The sequence below is a fragment of the Streptomyces sp. NPDC046900 genome (assembly GCF_040644975.1).
Lineage (GTDB): Bacteria > Actinomycetota > Actinomycetes > Streptomycetales > Streptomycetaceae > Streptomyces.
This window is the reverse complement of record NZ_JBEYXD010000026.1, coordinates 69,769-86,123: the sequence shown is the minus strand read 5'-3', so window position 1 is coordinate 86,123 and position 16,355 is coordinate 69,769. Positions and strand designations below refer to the sequence as shown.

The window sequence follows — 16,355 nt, the reverse complement described above, 5'->3', positions numbered from 1 at the left end:
ATCGTGCTTCCAGGGTATTACGTGACGCACGTAACGGAGGGCGGCATGGCGGACACGGAGACCACGGCGACGACCGACTGGCGGGCCTGGCAGGAGAGCTGGGACCGACAGCAGGAGTGGTACATGCCCGACCGGGAGGAACGCTTCCGGATCATGCTCGACATGGTCGAGGCGTTCGTCGGCACCGAACCCCGGGTGCTCGACCTCGCCTGCGGCACGGGCAGCATCACCGCCCGGCTGCTCGACCGCTTCCCGGGGGCCACCAGTACCGGCGTCGATCTCGATCCCGCACTGCTGGCCATCGCGCGCGGCACGTTCGCGGGCGACGACCGCGTCACGTTCGTCGAGGCGGACCTCAAGGACCCCGGCTGGCCCGCGCGTCTGCCGCACGACGTGTACGACGCGGTGCTCACCGCCACGGCCCTCCACTGGCTGCGCAAGGACCCCCTCGAAGGCCTCTACGGTCGGCTCGCGGAACTCGTCCGCCATGGCGGTGTCTTCATGAACGCCGACCACATGATCGACGACACCACGCCCCGGATCAACGCGGCCGAGAGCGCCCTCCGGCACTTGCGCATGGACCAGGCGATGCGGGGCGGTGCCCTCGACTGGGCCGAGTGGTGGCGACTGGCCGCCGAGGACCCCGTTCTCGCCGCGCCGACCGCCCGCCGCTTCGAGATCTACGGCGCCCACGCCGACGGGGAGACGCCCTCGGCCGCGTGGCACGCGCGCGTACTGGGCGAGAAGGGCTTCGCCGAGGCCCGCCCGGTGTGGTGCTCGCCTTCGGACACGCTCCTGCTCGCGCTGAAGTAGGGGCAACAGGCTGCCGTTTCACCGCGTTTGCGGTACCGGCCGCGGCGGGCCGGGCTCGGCGTATCGCCGAAGTGAGCGGGCCCCGTGTCCTTGCGACACGGGGCCCGCTCACGTCTTGCTCTGCGCAGTCCGCGACGTGCTCTACAGAACCTTCGACAGGAACGACTTGGTTCGGTCGTGCTGCGGGTTCGTCAGGACCTCGCGCGGGTGGCCGGCCTCGACCACCACGCCGTCGTCCATGAACACCAGCGAGTCGCCGACCTCACGCGCGAAGCCCATCTCGTGCGTGACGACGATCATCGTCATGCCGTCCTCGGCCAGGTCCCGCATCACGTCGAGCACCTCGCCGACGAGCTCCGGGTCGAGGGCCGAGGTCGGCTCGTCGAAGAGCATCAGCTTCGGCTCCATCGCCAGCGCCCGGGCGATGGCGACCCGCTGCTGCTGGCCGCCGGAGAGCTGGGCGGGGTAGTGCCCCTTCCGGTCTCCGAGGCCCACCCGGTCCAGGAGCCGCTCCGCGCGCTCCCGTGCCACGGCCTTGGACTCGCGCCTCACCTGGACCGGAGCTTCCATGACGTTCTCCAGCGCCGTCATGTGCGGGAACAGGTTGAAGCGCTGGAACACCATGCCGATGTTCCGCCGCTGGGCCGCGACCTCCTTCTCCTTGAGCTCGTAGAGCTTGTCGCCCCTCTGCCGGTAGCCGACCAGTTCATTGTCGACGTACAGCCGGCCAGCGCTGATCTTCTCCAGGTGGTTGATGCACCGCAGGAAGGTGGACTTGCCGGAGCCGGACGGGCCGATCAGGCAGAACACCTCACGCGGGTTCACCTCCAGGTCGATGCCCTTGAGGATGTGCGCAAGGCCGAAGGACTTGTGCACCCCCTCGGCCTTGACCATCGGGTGGCCGGTCGTGCTCGGGGCGATGCCCTTGCTGAGACTGCTCATCGGGCCACCTCCGGGCGGCGGAACGAACCGAACAGGCGGAGGTTCTTCCTCAGGCGCTGAAGCGGTGTCGGCGGCAGGCTGCGCGACGAACCGCGGGCGTACCGGCGTTCGATGTAGTACTGGGCGATGCTGAAGACCGTGGTGAGGATCAGGTACCAGATCGAGGCCACGAAGAACATCTCCACGACCGCGAGCGAGGTACTGGAGATGTCCTGAGCCCGCTTGATGAGCTCGTTGAACTGGACCGCGTAGGCCAGCGACGAGGTCTTCAGCATGTTGATGAACTCGTTGCCCGTCGGCGGCACGATCACCCGCATGGCCTGCGGGAGGACCACGCGCCGCAGCGTCTTGCCCTGGGTCATGCCCAGAGCGTGCGACGCCTCCGTCTGCCCTTCGTCGACCGACTGGATGCCGGCCCGGACGATCTCGGACATGTACGCGGCCTCGTTCAGACCGAGTCCCAGCAGGGCCGCCAGGAACGGGGTCATCACCTGGTTCATCTCGTCCTTGTAGAACCCCAGGTTGAGGATGGGGAACACGAGCGAGATGTTGTACCAGAGCAGCAGCTGGACCAGGACCGGAGTGCCGCGGAAGAACCACACGTAGAACCAGGCCACGCTGCTGGTGACCGGGTTCGACGACATCCGCATCACGGCGAGGATCACGCCCAGGACGAGACCCAGCACCATGGCGAGCACGGAGATGTACAGCGTGTGCCAGACGCCGGACAGGATCGTCCCGTCGGTGAGGTAGTCCGGGATCACGCCGTAGTTGATCTTGGCGTTGGAGAAGGCGATCCCGATCAGCACCAGGATGGCGATGACCGCCGCGCCCGCCACCCAGCGGCCGTAGTGGCGAACCGGAATGGCCTTGATCTGCTCCGGCGGCACCGTCGGCGCCGGAGTCTTGTCGACAGTGTCAGTCACGGTGACAGCCCTTCAGTGGTGCCTGAGGCTCAGGAGCCGCCGTTGATCTTCGCCTCGGTGACCCCACCGTCCGTGACGTTCCACTTCTCCAGGATCTTCTGGTACTCGCCGTCCTTGATGATCGCGGCCATGGCCGCCTGGAGGGCGTCGCGCAGCTGGGTGCTCTCCTTGCTGACGCCGATGCCGTACGGGCCGGCCTCGATCTGGTCGCCGACGACCTCGAAGTCGTTGCCGCCGCCGGAGGTCTTCGCGTTGTACGCCGCGACGGGGAAGTCGTTCAGGTCGGCGACGGACGCGCCCTGCTTGAGGCGGAGCAGCGCCTCGGGGTCGGTGTCGAAGGTCTGCAGCGTGATGGCCTTCTTGCCGTCCTTCGTGCACTTCGTGCTCTGCGCCTTGGCGATGCCCTCCGACGTGGTGCCCTGCTGCAGGGCCACGACCTTGCCGCACAGGTCGTCCAGGGTCTTGATCGCCTTCGGGTTGCCCTTCTGGACCAGGATCGAGGTACCAGCGGTGAAGTAGTCGACGAAGTCGATGCCGTTGCCGACCTTCTTGCCCGTGTCCGAGTCGATGCCGTTCTGGCGGTCCTTCGTGTCGTTCATCGCGGACATCACCACGTTGAACCGCTTGGCCTGCAGACCCACGATGAGCTGGGCGAACTTGCCGTTCTGGAAGTCGAACTTCACGCCCAGCTGCTTGCCGAGCGCGTCCGCGATGTCCGGGTCGATCCCGACGGCCTTGCCGCCCTCCATGTACTCGACCGGCGGGTACGCGATGTCGGAGCCCACCTTGATGACTCCGGCGTCCCGGATGTCCTTGGGGAGCTTGTCGGCGAGCGGCGCCGCGGCCGGGCTGGAGCTGCCGTCGCCGCTGTTGGTGCTCTTGTCGGTGTGGTCACCGCAGCCGGCGACCAGCAGGGTGCCCGCGACCGCGACGGCGCCGACCGCGGCTATCCGGGAGCGCGTGGCGGTCGTACGACGGGTGGAGCTTGCGGCCATGGTGGGTTCCTCCGGCGGGATCAGTTGTGCCGATGGGGTCGACGAGAACACACACCTTCGGGTGTCGCGACCTCGTGTGGTTGAGGCATCTTGCCATTTGGATTCGGTTATTCAGGGGACCAGCGATGTCAAAATCGGATAACGGGTGACCCCCGAACCGCCTCGAACCCAGACCGACGCCGGACCTTGTGCGGGAATCCTTCGTTCCGGCCGGAAGATCTTCGGTGCGTCCCGGGATCCGGACGATCTCGCTCCGCGCGTGTGATCATGACGGGGTGGGTGCGTTGCCGACTTGTCCGCATTTTCGGCCATGAGTCATCTCACCGGCGTGTGACCTTCGTGTTATGGACTCGTCCGGGACACCATCCGTCGGGTAAGAAGGTTCTTTACACCCCTCATCCGGGGCTCAGGGCGCGTGTGCGGCGCGCCGTCGCGTATGCACCCGTACCCATCAGTTCTCAAGGTCATACGCGGTCCCGCCCACCCCTCAACCAGGGGTGGTCACCCTCAAACCATGAACATCTAAGGGGTTCAACACAGTGGCAGCGGAGATCGTCAATCCTCGCAGCGACAGCAATACGGATCAGGACGGCGGGGCCGAGCCCCACGATTCCTTCGATCCTGTGTTCGCGCTGCACCGCGGCGGCAAGATGGCCGTGCAGGCCACCGTGCCGGTCCGCGACAAGGACGACCTGTCCCTCGCGTACACCCCCGGGGTCGCCCGGGTGTGCACCGCCATCGCGGAACAGCCGGAGCTGGTCCACGACTACACCTGGAAGTCGTCGGTCGTCGCGGTGGTGACGGACGGTACGGCCGTCCTCGGCCTCGGTGACATCGGCCCCGAGGCCTCCCTCCCGGTGATGGAGGGCAAGGCGATCCTGTTCAAGCAGTTCGGCGGGGTGGACGCGGTCCCGATCGCGCTCGCCTGCACGGACGTGGACGAGATCGTCGAGACCGTGGTGCGCCTCGCGCCCTCCTTCGGTGGCGTGAACCTCGAGGACATCTCGGCACCGCGGTGCTTCGAGATCGAGCGCCGGCTCCAGGAGCGGCTGGACATCCCGGTCTTCCACGACGACCAGCACGGCACGGCCGTGGTGACGCTGGCGGCCCTGCGGAACGCGGCGAAGCTGACCGGGCGGAGCATCGGTGAGCTGCGCGCGGTCATCTCGGGCGCGGGCGCGGCCGGGGTCGCCATTGCGAAGATGCTGATCGAAGCGGGGATCGGCGATGTGGTGGTCGCCGATCGCAAGGGTGTCGTGTCGCTCGACCGCGAGGACCTGACGCCCGTCAAGCGGGACGTCGCCGGGTTCACCAACAAGGCCGGACTCACGGGTTCGCTCGAGCAGGCCCTCGCGGGCGCCGACGTCTTCATCGGCGTCTCCGGCGGCACGGTTCCGGAAGAGGCCGTGGCCTCGATGGCCGAGGGCGCCTTCGTCTTCGCGATGGCCAACCCGACTCCCGAGGTGCACCCGGACGTCGCGCACAAGTACGCGTCCGTGGTGGCGACCGGGCGGTCCGACTTCCCGAACCAGATCAACAACGTGCTGGCGTTCCCGGGCATCTTCGCCGGGGCCCTTCAGGTGCGGGCGTCCCGTATCACCGAGGGGATGAAGATCGCCGCGGCCGAGGCGCTGGCGGCGGTCGTCGGCGACGACCTGGCGGCCGACTACGTGATCCCGTCGCCCTTCGACGAGCGGGTGGCCCCGGCGGTGACGGCGGCGGTCGCCGCCGCGGCCCGGGCCGAGGGAGTCGCGCGCCGATAGCTCCTCCGGGTGGACGGGCTTGCATGCGGGCCCGTCCACCTCTGTGGGGCCGGGTCCGTTTGCGGCCCGCTGGTGCGGGTGGCGTTCGGTCGCCCACGTGCCCGAGCGGCTTGCGTTCGGGTGCCCGCCATCCAAGTGGGGCTGGATTTGCTTTGTCGGCCCCACCGCGGGTCGTCGGCCCGTGTGTCTGTGCGGGGTCGGGATCGCGGCCCAGCGGCATTCTCTGTTGCCCTTGCGGCCGCCTGTCCACGCGGGTGACCTTCCGGGTCCCCCTCTTCCCGGCGCATTGCCGGAGCCGGCGGGAGACGTCCCGACACCGCCCGTGCCGTCCCGGGCATCTCTCCCGCTCCGGGCCGCAGTACGACAGCTGTGCGCCCCCTCGGGGACACGCGTCACAGCCGGGCCAGGTTCCCTACGGCAACCGCGGAGCCTATCGTCAAGGTCATGTTCGCTGCCTACGCCGCCCGTATCGACCGCGACCAACCCCTGACCGGCCTGGAGTTGGGAGAGCGTCCCGCCCCCGAGCGCAGGCCCGGCTGGACGACCGTGAACGTCAAGGCCGCCTCCCTGAACCACCACGACCTCTGGTCCCTGAGGGGTGTCGGCCTCTCCGAGGACAAACTCCCGATGATCCTCGGCTGCGACGCGGCCGGCGTCGACGAGGACGGCAACGAGGTCGTCCTCCACTCCGTCATCGGCCAGACCGGTCACGGCGTCGGCCCCGACGAGCCCCGCTCCATCCTCACCGAGCGTTACCAGGGAACCTTCGCCGAACAGGTCTCCGTACCCACATGGAACCTGCTGCCCAAGCCCAAGGAACTCTCCTTCGAGGAGGCCGCCTGCCTCCCCACCGCGTGGCTGACGGCGTATCGCATGCTCTTCACCAACGCGGGCGTCCGCCCCGGCGACTCCGTTCTCGTCCAGGGTGCCGGCGGCGGTGTGGCGACCGCCGCGATCGCGCTCGGCAAGGCGGCGGGGCTGCGGGTCTTCGCCACCAGCCGTGACGAGGCCAAGCGCAAGCGTGCCCTCGAACTGGGCGCCGTGGAGGCGCTGGAGTCGGGAGCGCGGCTGCCCCAGCGCGTGGACGCCGTCATCGAGACCGTCGGCGCCGCCACCTGGTCCCACTCGGTGAAGTCGCTGCGGCCCGGCGGCACCCTCGTCATCTCGGGTGCCACCAGCGGCGACCGTCCCTCGCACGCCGAACTGACCCGAATCTTCTTCCTGGAACTGAAGGTCGTCGGCTCCACCATGGGCACCAAGGACGAACTCGAGGACCTGCTGTCCTTCTGCGCCGCCACCGGAGTGCGTCCCGTCATCGATGAAGTCCTTCCGCTGGACCGCGCCCGCGAGGGCTTCGAACGCCTGGAGTCGGGCGAGCAGTTCGGCAAGATCGTGCTGACCGGGAACTGATCGCCGCTCTGGTCCGCCGCCCACCGGGCGGCCGCGATCTTTTCCTCTGTCAGCTGATAGCTGTCAGCTGTGGGCTGTAGGCCCGCGGCGGGCTCGGACCTTCCGAGCCCGCCGCGGGTTTTTCAGGCCCTGGATTGTCAACTAGGGTTGACAATCCCTGTGCGTCAACCTAAGTTGACAGCATGACCGAAGCAACGGATCTCGCCGAGCGCGCGGGCGATCGTGATCCACGGATCGGGCTGCGGGCCGTCGCCGCGCTGCGGAGGCTGCTGGAGCAGCTGGAGGCGGTACAGGTGCGCAGCGCGCGCAACCAGGGCTGGTCGTGGCAGGAGATCGCCGCGGAACTCGGAGTCAGCAGGCAGGCCGTGCACAAGAAGTACGGGAGGCAGTGATGTTCGAACGGTTCACCAAGGACGCCCGCGCCGTGGTCACCGGAGCGGTCGAGCACTGTGAACGGGCCGGTGAGGCGCGCGTCGAGGAAGCGCATCTGCTGCTCGCCCTCCTCGACCGTGAGGGCAGCAGGGCCGCCTTCGCCCTGGCGTCACTCGGGCTCACCGGGCGGCGCGAGGCGGTGGTGCGGGAGCTCGCCGAGGCTCGCCGCCGCGGCGGCCTCTCCCGGGCCGACGCCGATGCCCTCGCCGGGCTCGGCATCGACCTCGCGGAGATCGTCTCCCGGGTCGAGGAGACGCACGGCGAGGGCGCGCTGGCCACCGGCCGTGCGGGAAGCGCACGGCGAGCCGGACGCCGTCCGTTCGACCGGGGCGCCAGGGAGCTCCTGACCGTCTCTCTGCGCACCGCCCTCGCGCATGGCGACCGGCACATCGGCGATGAGCACCTGCTGCTCGCCCTGACTCTCCGCCCCGGCATCCCCTCCGAGGTCCTCGCCGACCACGGAGTGACCCATGCCGGCGTCGAGCGCGTGCTGTGGGGTGGGCGAGCGGCACAGGCCGGGTGAGGCGAGTCCTCCGGCGGGATGCTGCCCTTGCGGCGCACGGCAGCCAAGCAGGTCCGCTGCCCATGCGGCTGGTTGATGGTTGTGGGCGAGTACCGCCGTCTGTAGGGGTGTCTCGCCCACAACTACGCGTTCATTTGCTGAGACGCTCGCATGGGCCGTGCTGAGATTCCCGCGTGGTCCCTCGTGTCATTTTCGCCAGAACAGGTGGTGCGTCACGCCGCTCGGGCTGGGCACGACCTCGAGATGGAACCGGTCGAGCAGTTCATCGGGCGACTCCCAGAGGCGCAGGCCGGACCCGAGCTTCACCGGCGAGACCGCTACGTGCAGGGTGTCGACGAGGTCGGCATCAAGGAACCGCCGGACGGTGGTGACCCCGCCGCCGAGTCGGACGTCCTTGCCCTGCGCCGCCTCCCGCGCCTGTTCGAGGACCGTGATCGGGCTGCCCTCGACAAAGTGGAACGTGGTGTCGGAGAGCGTGATCGAAGGACGCTTGTGGTGGGTCATGACGAACACCGGGGTGCGAAACGGGGGCTCGTCACCCCACCAGCCGCGCCAGTCATGGTCCTGCCAGGGCCCACGCTGGGGGCCGAATTTGTTGCGGCCCATGATCTCGGCGCCGATGTTGCGTGCGAAGTCCCGCGTGAAGTAGTCGTCGAGGCCACGGCTCCCGCCGGGGTCGGTGCGGTTGGGCCAGCTCGCCGTGGCGCCGGCCCAGGCGAACAGCCTCTCAGCATGGGCGAGGCCGAACGGATTCTCGAAGCTCTGGTGCTGGTGCTCACCGGCACCGATCCCGTCACTCGAGACGTTGAAGTTCATGAGTCTCAGTAGCTGATCCATGTGTTTCCTCATCAGGTCCTGGTCGCAACCTCGTGTGGCGAAGTGCCCCACATCAGGTCGTCGAACGGGATGTGGCCGGATCGACAGCGGCCCCTGACTTTTTTCCAAGGCGTGCCCGGCGTGAGAGTTCACGTGCGTCGTTCGGCGGCGTCCCCGTGTCGGCCAGCGCGGCGTCGAGCCGGTAAGAGACGCGCGGAGGTGGGACTGTCGGTTGCGCGCGGGCAGCCGAGGCGACAGGCAGGCCAGGCCGATCTCATTGAACCGATGGATCACGTCACGGACGGTGTCCTCCGGTGTCCTCGTCGGCCTGCACCAGCTTGGTGATCACGGGCACCTGGTTGCCGCCGGCCGAAGCGAGCAGCGTCATCGCGCGTCGGTACCGCACCGAAATGGTGCTGCCCCGGCGCACGATCTGCTGCAGCTTCTGCCCTTCCTGGTCGGTCGACCTGCGCAGCCGGGAAGGAGGCATCCCGTGGCAGCCCAGGCGGCGCCGCGCCCGCGGTCCGGCCCCGCGGTAGAGGTGTCAGCTCTTTCCTGACCGCAACGTCGCCCCGATATGAGCCGCAGCCGTCGACAGATGGCGGCGGGCCTCGCGGAGCTGGTCCTCCGTCACCCCGTGGTCGCGGGCCGCGTCCCGGATGTCGTCGCGGAAGCGGTCCAGAAGCCGGTCGAGGGCACGGGCCGGGTCGCCCGAGAAATCCTCGTGCGCCCAGGAGGGTTCGTACGCTCCGGGGAAGTCCTCGGAGGTCGTCGAGTACTCCGGGGCATCCGGGGCCTTCGGCGTGCCAGCGGCTCCGGCGCGTCCGAAGCCGTACTCCTTCCCGAACTCACCGAACTCCTTGGCCAGTTCGGTGATGCCCTCTCGGACGCCGGTCGGCCAGTCGCCGCGCGCGAAGTGGTCCTGCACCTGCTCCTGCACCCGGCGGGCTATGCGCTGCACATCCTCCTGCGCCTGGGCGCGCGCCCGCTCCTGGGCCTCCCTGGCCTGGTGGCGGGCGCGCTCGGCCTCCTCACGGGCCCGCCGGCTCTCGTCCTTGGCGCGCCGCGCCTGGTCCTTCCACTCCTGCTTGACGCGGCGCATCTCCTCCTTGGCGACGCGCCACGCCTCCTTCTCGGACTGGTCGGTGTGCCCCCCGTACGCATCCCCGTGGCCCTTGGTGCCCCGCTGGGCCTCGGAGACCGCTGCCCGCATCTCGCGGCGCAGGTCTCCCGCAGCCCCCCGGACGTCGGCGCGGATCTCGGCGGCCAGCTCCGCGACGGATTCCCGGATCTCCAGTTCCAGATCGGCCAGTTCGGCGCTGCGCTCGGACAGTTCGGCGCGGCCCGCGTCCGTGATCGCGTAGACCTTGCGACCGCCCTCGGTGGTGTGCGTCACCAGGCCCTCGGCCTCCAGCTTGGCCAGCCTCGGGTAGACGGTGCCGGCGGACGGCGCGTACAGGCCCTGGAAGCGCTCCTCCAGGAGCCGTATCACCTCGTAGCCGTGGCGCGGCGCCTCGTCGAGCAGCTTCAGCAGGTAGAGGCGCAGTCGTCCATGGGCGAAGACGGGAGGCATGTCAGAGCCCCTTCTGCTCGGTCGGACCGGCGGTCGTGCCGTTGGAGGAACGATCTGACGAGACGGTGGTGTCGCCGCCTGCGGAGCGGTCCGCGGGTGGCGCGTCCCAGGGCTCGTCCTCGGCGGGCGGCCGACGGAGCAGAGCGATGGAGCCGGAGACCGTGGTGGCCTTCACTCGGCCGGTGCCCCCGCCCAGGCGGCCCGTGATCTTCTTGGCGCCCCACTGGCCGCTCACCCGCAGGTCGTCGAAGGCGTTGGACACCGCGCCGCTCGCCGTGTTCGCCTCGACCTCGGCGTCCGCGGGGTGGGGGAGGCGGATGGCGATCTCACCCGAGACGTTCGTCAGACGGGCGTCGGTGGGGCCGCTCGTGGGATTGAGGTCGAGGATGATCGAGCCGCTCACGGAGTCGGCCTTCACGACGGGGCAGGTCCCCTCGATGACCGTCAGATCGCCGGAGACGGAGTTGAGCTTCAACTCCCCGCTGACGCCCTGGGCCTCGACGCTCCCGGACACCGTCGTGGCGCGGACCGGTCCGGAGACGCCGACGAGTGTCGTGTCGCCCGTCACGCCCTTCACATCGGAGCCGCCGTCGATCCCGGAGACCATGGCGTTGGCCCCGACCACGCCCACCGCCACACGGGTGGACGCAGGGACCGCCAGGGAGACCACCGCGCTGCGGCGCCAGCCCTTGGAGTCGAGCCACTTGAGGAACCCCTTCCAGGGGAGGTCCTCGTACGCCACAGTGAGGGCGCCGTCCTTGTGGGTCACCACGAGCGGCGGCCCCTCGATCTCCGAGACCTCCAGCCGCGCGGAACTCTCGTCGGTGCCCACCACGTTCACCGTTCCGTTGACGATGCGCACATGGAGTGCCGTCACCGGGGCGTCGAAAGTGAGCTTCCTCGGCTCTGCGACGGACCACTCTGACATGGTGCTGACCTCCTCGGCCGGGGCGGACAGGCATCCGCGAGGGACGGCGGCGCGGACATGCGCGACGACGCCGGACGACTCCGCGGACGGGGCTCCCGACGCGCCATATCGCGTCTTCTGCAATTCACGATATATCGCGGCTGGGGAAAGTCAAGGCGCCCATTCGGGGGAACGCGCGGACGGGTAGCGACGCGCGCCGGCGACGAGGGAGTGTACGGGAGGAAGAGGCCGAAACGCCCTGAAAGTGGCGCGCCGAAGGCGGTGTGCCGAAGGTGGTGTAACGGCGGAAGGCCCCGGGGCGTGCGAGTCACAGGAGAACGGCGAGGCGCCATCAAGGCCGCCCCCGTGCACCGTCGTTCCGCCGGATCGACAGGGCCACCACCGCCTCGGCACCTGGCTGCCGTGCGGCGGCCGGTGATCACGCGCCAGCCCGTCCGGAGGGGCAGGTCACCCGGAAGCGTCGACGGACAGGTCACGCGAGGAGCGCGCCGGGCAGTCGGACGGATCCCGAGTCACGCGGGGGGCGCAAGCCGGACGATCGAGCAACCCGGACGAACTCAACAAACTGACCGCGCCCACACTGGCCGGTTCCCGACGGCTCGCGTACGGCACCCCGCCGGCAAGCACGAGACGACGCGCCGACGGGCGCCGCCCGCCACCGCTCGCGACCGTGCCCGACGTCGCAGGAGGCCGCCCCGCCACCCCTCGCGACCGGTGGTCAGGCCCGCAGAGGGCGGGCCCCGGCGCCGCTACGGTCGTGCCCGACACCGAAGAAGGCCGCCCCGCCACCGCTCGCGACCGTGTCGGACGCCCGCAGAGGGGCCCCGCCGCCACGGTCGTGCCCGACACCGAAGAAGGCCGCCCCGCCACCGCTCGCGACCGTGACGGACGCCCGCAGGAGGCGGCCCCGCGCACGCAGAACACCGCCCCGGCGCCGCTGTGGCGGTGCCGGGGCGGGCGGCGCGGGTGCTACTCGTCGTCGTCCTCGTCGTCCAGCCGGGCCAGCCAGGTCGCCAGGCGCTCCACCGGCACCTCGAAGTCCGGATTGAGATCGACGAACGTACGCAGCTGCTCGGCGAGCCACTCGAAGGTGATCTCTTCCTCGCCGCGCCGCTTCTCCAGCTCTTCGATACCGCGGTCGGTGAAGTACATCGGTGGTGCTCCGGAGGTTCGCTGAGGGGGTAGGAGAGGACAAGAAAAGGATAGGCGGGAGCGCGGTGGTCCCGCGGGTCGGCTGTGCTCTCGCGTCTCGTCCGCCGTGTCGCTAGCCTGCGCAGCGGCAGACGGGATCACGGGGGTCCGGGGGAGCGGGGGATGCCATGGCGGACGAGTCGACGCGGATAGCGCGCATCGAGATGCCGGACGGAACACCTGTGTGGGCCCGGATATCCGGGGCCGAGGAGCTCGCGGTGCCGTCCGGGGAGCTGTCGTACACGGACACCGGTTTCGCCGACCGGGTGGAGGCACAGGTCGAGAGCCTCCACTCCGTGATCACCGGCGTGGCGCGTTCGCTGGCCGGACCGCTCCGCGCCGTACGGCCCGACGAGGTCAGCGTCGAGTTCGGGATCGAGCTGACCGCGAAGGCGGGCAAGGTGGTCGGACTGCTCGCGGACGGCGAGGCCAAGGCGGGCATCACGGTCACCCTGACCTGGAACGGTGGCCCGCCACCGCCCGGCACGCTCGACGGCACCCCAGGCACGCTCGACGCCACCGCCGGTACGGGCGACGACACACCGGGGACCACACCGTCCCCCGCGGCCGGCGTCCCGGACGCGGGCGCTTCCCCCGGCGCTCGGGGGCACGGCGGCGCCGATGCGGCCGGCGGCGGGAGCGGGGCATGACGGACGGGCACGCCCGGGGCGCATCGAGCGGCCTCGACGCGGCCCATCGTGCGCTGCGTGAACTCGTCATGGCCGCGACCGTGCGCATCCATAGCCCGAGGGTCGGGTATGCCCTCGACGAGCCGGGAACATTCCTCGGCAGCGGGTTCTTCGTCGCGCCGAACTGGGTTCTGACCTGCGCGCACGTGGCACTGGGCGGGGAGGGGGACGAGGTCGCCGTGGTCTACGAGAACGGTCCGGGGCGCGGTGGCTCCGTCGTGCCCGGCGCCGTCGCGGCCACGGTCCCGGAGCGCCCGGCGGGGGCCGTGCGCGGCAACTGGCCCGCCCCGGACCTCGCGCTCGTCCGGCTCCGCGAGCCCGTCGACCACGACTGCGTCTACGTCTCCGAGCGGGCCGCCGCGTATTACGGCGAAGGCAGGGTGTTCTACGCGGGCTGGACCGTGCTGGGCGGCCAACTGCAGGTCATGGACGGACCCCTCTCGGTGCAGGGCACCCTGGGAGGCTGGTCCTCGGGCGTGCAGATGCGCCTCGGCCACAACGACCTTCCGCCGGGTGTCTCGGGAGGCCCCGTCATCGACCCGCTGCGCGGCGAGGTCATCGGCGTCCTGAAGTCCCGCTCGGACCACGGCAGCGGGGGTACGTCCACGGGGATCGAGCAGTTACGGGCGCTGGCCGTGCCCCGGGACGGGATCCGCAGCGAGCACTGCGATCTGTACCAGGCCGTCTTCCACGCCCACGACCGCTACCACAGGGACCGGCAGCGGCACCCCGACTCCGAGCGTCCCACCTGGGCCGATGTGCAGGGCCAGCTCGGCGCACGGCCCGGCCGCGCACTCAGTCCCGACGAGCGGATCCAGCTACTGGGCCGCCTCGCGGACCTGCCGCCCCCGGCCAGCACCCGCGGCCTGCTGGACATCCTCGAGTCGCTCCCGGGTCTGGCGGCCGCGATCCCCCAGCCGGCTCCGCGCGGCTGGCGCGACGGCCTCGGCGCACTGTACGAGAGCGCCCGTGAGGACGGCGCGCTGGAACTCGTGATCGACTACGCGATGCGAGTCATGTCCGCCGACCGGCCCTTCGAGACGCCCGGCACCCAGGACGCGGAACAGGCCCTGTGGGAGTGGCTGCGGCAGAGCGCGGAGGGTCTCGGCACGCGGTACCGGCACATTCTGGCGCAGCGGCGGATCGATCTCCTCCGGCCACGGCACAGCCCGGGGTCCGCCCCGCTGCCCCCGCAGCGCGGAAGGCGCGATCCGTTGGACCTGGTCCCCGTCGCGCCAACACCCGCGTCGACCGGTTCCACAGCGTTCGCGCCCTCGAACGACCTTGCGCCCGGACTCGAAGGGTCCTTGGTTCACGACCCCGCGCGCGGGGAGCGGGTCGAGGCGCACACGGCCGATCGCGCGCCACGCCCGTGCGCACTGCTCGAACTCGTCCAGCGGGGCTGGGAGCCGGACCGCTGCGACTGGCGGATCTCGGTGGCCCGGCCCGACGGCGAGGTCGTCCGCCTCGAAGAGGCCGAGCGGCTGCCGCTGGACGCGTTGCCGGGACCGCTCGTCGGCCCCCTCGCGGAAGCCTTCCGCCACTGCGACCGGCCCGGCCGGCCCGCCCTGCTGCAGGTCGCGCTGCCCCGGACGCTGCTCGGACTGCCGGTCGACACCTGGCAGTTGGGTCCGGACGGCACGCCGCTCGGCGCCGAACGCCCTGTCGTCGTGCGCTCGGCCGACCGTGACCAGCTGCCCGACGGGGCGGAGTTCGTACCGTACGAGAAGGACCCGCTCGCCGACGACGAGGAGCAGCGGGAGCGGGAGGCCCGCTGGCACTGGGTCCATTCGCACGATGCCCGGCCCGAAGTCCTGGACTGCGACGACGGATTGCGGATACCCGTACCGCCACTGAACCGGCTGCGGGGCCTGCCGCACGGTGCGATCCCGATCCTGTGCCGCTACGGCGACCAGCGGTTCGAGGACGACACGGTGGCGCTCACGCGGATCGTGCACGGCGGCTTCGGCGTCGCGCTGTGGCGCCGCTGGCGCGGCCGACGGGACGCGGTGTGCGGGGAGTTCCACCGCCGGGCGGGCGACACGGTCGCCGGGGCGGGCGGCGCCGAACGGCTTCCGGAGCTGGTCCACACGTTGCGGGCGGGGCTCCGGGCCGGCCGGACGGAGACGTACTGGGCCGAGGGCATCGCCCTGTTCTACGACGACCCGCACCGGCCGCTGCCGGGGAGCGACGACCTGCTGGAGGCACCGTGAAGCGACCGCGCCGAAGGCTGTACCGCGCTCTTACCAGGCTTCCTGTGGATGGATACGGTGAAGCACGTTCGGCGGCCATGGCGGACGAGTGACGACGAGGACCGGATCATGACCGAATCCAGTGAGTGGCTCATCTACCGAGGCGCCGGGGAACCCCACGACGGGATCGAACGGCTGCCCGACCCTCCGCCGTGGCGGGACTTCAGGGGCCGGGAGGCCGCGGCCGCGGGCGTCGACGGCGACGGGTCCGAGGACCGCAGGCTCGGCGCGTACCGGCACCTCGCCGAACTGCACCGGCCCGGCGCCGAGGAACTGGAGATGATCAACGCGGCGCTCTATCTGCGCCGTCCCCTCCTCGTCACCGGCAGCCCCGGGGCGGGCAAGAGCACCCTCGCGCACTCCGTCGCCTACGAACTGGGTCTCGGCAACGTCCTGCGCTGGTCCATCGTCAGCCGCTCGACGCTCCAGGACGGCCTCTACCACTACGACGCCATCGCCCGGCTGCAGGATGTGCAGATCGCGGCGCAGGGAGGATTCGGGACCGCGGCCGGTTCCCCCGGATCGGCGGAGAGCATCGGCAGCTACATCCGCCTCGGGGCCCTCGGTACCGCCCTGCTGCCGTCCGACGTTCCGCGCGTGCTGCTCATCGACGAGCTGGACAAGAGCGACATCGACCTGCCCAACGACCTGCTCAACGTCCTGGAGGAAGGGGAGTTCGCCATCCCCGAACTGGAACGCATCGCCGACCGGTTGCCCGACGGCGAGGCCGAGGTGCTCACCGCCGACGGCACGAAGGTGCGCGTGCGTGACGGCAGGGTCCGCTGCCGCGCCTTCCCCTTCGTCGTCCTGACGAGCAACGGGGAGCGCGACTTCCCGGCTCCGCTGATGCGCCGCTGCATCCACCTCCAGCTCGGCCGCCCCGACCACAAGAGGCTCGCCACCTTCGTCCGCGCGCACCTGGGCGACGAGGCGGCCCGTTCGGGTGACGACCTGATCAGCCATTTCCTCGAGCGTTCGCGCAGCGAACTCCTCGCGGCCGACCAGCTGCTGAACGCCATCTACCTCACCGACGCGGCCGCTCCGCCGAGCCGCGAACGCCTGGCCGACCTGCTCATCCAGCGACTCGACCGGCCGAGGTGAG

At 70.4% G+C, this 16,355-nt stretch carries 15 protein-coding genes and 1 pseudogene; 8 read left to right on the top strand and 8 right to left on the bottom strand.

What is annotated here, in order from left to right:
- Nucleotides 1–45 precede the first annotated feature (45 nt).
- Nucleotides 46–813 (top strand): class I SAM-dependent methyltransferase, encoded by a 768-nt coding sequence (locus tag ABZ904_RS24670; protein ID WP_361825508.1) that lies wholly within the window; start codon nucleotides 46–48, stop codon nucleotides 811–813.
- Between the two features lie 141 nt (nucleotides 814–954).
- On the opposite strand, the gene ABZ904_RS24665 is transcribed toward ABZ904_RS24670, so the two are convergent.
- The 3 genes from ABZ904_RS24665 to ABZ904_RS24655 are packed head-to-tail and all read right to left on the bottom strand — an operon-like array spanning nucleotide 955 to nucleotide 3,676.
- Nucleotides 955–1,755, bottom strand: coding sequence for an amino acid ABC transporter ATP-binding protein (locus ABZ904_RS24665; RefSeq protein ID WP_359395826.1), 801 nt, complete (start codon nucleotides 1,753–1,755; stop codon nucleotides 955–957).
- Complete coding sequence (locus ABZ904_RS24660; RefSeq protein ID WP_361825506.1) at nucleotides 1,752–2,681, bottom strand: amino acid ABC transporter permease; 930 nt, start codon at nucleotides 2,679–2,681, stop codon at nucleotides 1,752–1,754. Before ABZ904_RS24660 ends, ABZ904_RS24665 begins: the two co-directional genes overlap by 4 nt.
- A gap of 29 nt (nucleotides 2,682–2,710) precedes the next feature.
- Complete coding sequence (locus tag ABZ904_RS24655; protein ID WP_361825504.1) at nucleotides 2,711–3,676, bottom strand: ABC transporter substrate-binding protein; 966 nt, start codon at nucleotides 3,674–3,676, stop codon at nucleotides 2,711–2,713.
- A 539-nt stretch (nucleotides 3,677–4,215) separates the two neighbouring features.
- On the opposite strand from ABZ904_RS24655, the gene ABZ904_RS24650 reads away from it, so the two are divergent.
- The 4 genes from ABZ904_RS24650 to ABZ904_RS24635 all read left to right on the top strand — a co-directional run bounded on the left by ABZ904_RS24650 (nucleotide 4,216) and on the right by ABZ904_RS24635 (nucleotide 7,804).
- A complete protein-coding gene (locus ABZ904_RS24650; protein WP_361825502.1) occupies nucleotides 4,216–5,439 on the top strand; it encodes an NADP-dependent malic enzyme in 1,224 nt (407 codons plus the stop codon).
- A gap of 444 nt (nucleotides 5,440–5,883) precedes the next feature.
- Complete coding sequence (locus ABZ904_RS24645) at nucleotides 5,884–6,849, top strand: zinc-binding dehydrogenase (RefSeq protein WP_359395818.1); 966 nt, start codon at nucleotides 5,884–5,886, stop codon at nucleotides 6,847–6,849.
- 182 nt (nucleotides 6,850–7,031) lie between these two features.
- A complete protein-coding gene (locus tag ABZ904_RS24640; protein ID WP_040248424.1) occupies nucleotides 7,032–7,241 on the top strand; it encodes an HTH domain-containing protein in 210 nt (69 codons plus the stop codon).
- Nucleotides 7,241–7,804, top strand: coding sequence for a Clp protease N-terminal domain-containing protein (locus ABZ904_RS24635; protein WP_360995572.1), 564 nt, complete (start codon nucleotides 7,241–7,243; stop codon nucleotides 7,802–7,804). The genes ABZ904_RS24640 and ABZ904_RS24635 overlap by 1 nt, the downstream gene beginning before the upstream one ends.
- 186 nt (nucleotides 7,805–7,990) lie before the next feature.
- Here the strand turns inward: ABZ904_RS24635 and ABZ904_RS24630 are convergent, their stop codons facing one another.
- The 5 genes and pseudogenes from ABZ904_RS24630 to ABZ904_RS24610 form a co-directional block, all read right to left on the bottom strand.
- Nucleotides 7,991–8,641: a dihydrofolate reductase family protein gene (locus ABZ904_RS24630; RefSeq protein WP_360995684.1), complete on the bottom strand. Its 651-nt coding sequence runs from the start codon at nucleotides 8,639–8,641 to the stop codon at nucleotides 7,991–7,993.
- A 225-nt stretch (nucleotides 8,642–8,866) separates the two neighbouring features.
- Nucleotides 8,867–9,110, bottom strand: a pseudogene (locus ABZ904_RS24625) (helix-turn-helix domain-containing protein); the annotation flags it as partial.
- Between the two features lie 54 nt (nucleotides 9,111–9,164).
- The gene (locus tag ABZ904_RS24620; RefSeq protein ID WP_361825500.1) at nucleotides 9,165–10,193 is read right to left on the bottom strand and encodes a PadR family transcriptional regulator; all 1,029 of its coding nucleotides are present in this window, start codon (nucleotides 10,191–10,193) and stop codon (nucleotides 9,165–9,167) included.
- A 1-nt stretch (nucleotide 10,194) separates the two neighbouring features.
- The gene (locus ABZ904_RS24615) at nucleotides 10,195–11,121 is read right to left on the bottom strand and encodes a DUF4097 family beta strand repeat-containing protein (protein ID WP_361825498.1); all 927 of its coding nucleotides are present in this window, start codon (nucleotides 11,119–11,121) and stop codon (nucleotides 10,195–10,197) included.
- 969 nt (nucleotides 11,122–12,090) lie between these two features.
- Nucleotides 12,091–12,273, bottom strand: coding sequence for a DUF6104 family protein (locus ABZ904_RS24610; protein WP_128381182.1), 183 nt, complete (start codon nucleotides 12,271–12,273; stop codon nucleotides 12,091–12,093).
- A gap of 167 nt (nucleotides 12,274–12,440) precedes the next feature.
- On the opposite strand from ABZ904_RS24610, the gene ABZ904_RS24605 reads away from it, so the two are divergent.
- From ABZ904_RS24605 to ABZ904_RS24595, 3 genes are all read left to right on the top strand, one after another.
- Nucleotides 12,441–12,962: a CU044_2847 family protein gene (locus ABZ904_RS24605; RefSeq protein ID WP_359395808.1), complete on the top strand. Its 522-nt coding sequence runs from the start codon at nucleotides 12,441–12,443 to the stop codon at nucleotides 12,960–12,962.
- Nucleotides 12,959–15,214, top strand: a complete 2,256-nt coding sequence (locus ABZ904_RS24600; protein ID WP_361825496.1) for a trypsin-like peptidase domain-containing protein — start codon at nucleotides 12,959–12,961, stop codon at nucleotides 15,212–15,214. Before ABZ904_RS24605 ends, ABZ904_RS24600 begins: the two co-directional genes overlap by 4 nt.
- A gap of 108 nt (nucleotides 15,215–15,322) precedes the next feature.
- Complete coding sequence (locus tag ABZ904_RS24595) at nucleotides 15,323–16,354, top strand: MoxR family ATPase (protein ID WP_359395804.1); 1,032 nt, start codon at nucleotides 15,323–15,325, stop codon at nucleotides 16,352–16,354.
- The last annotated feature ends 1 nt before the right edge of the window (nucleotide 16,355 follow it).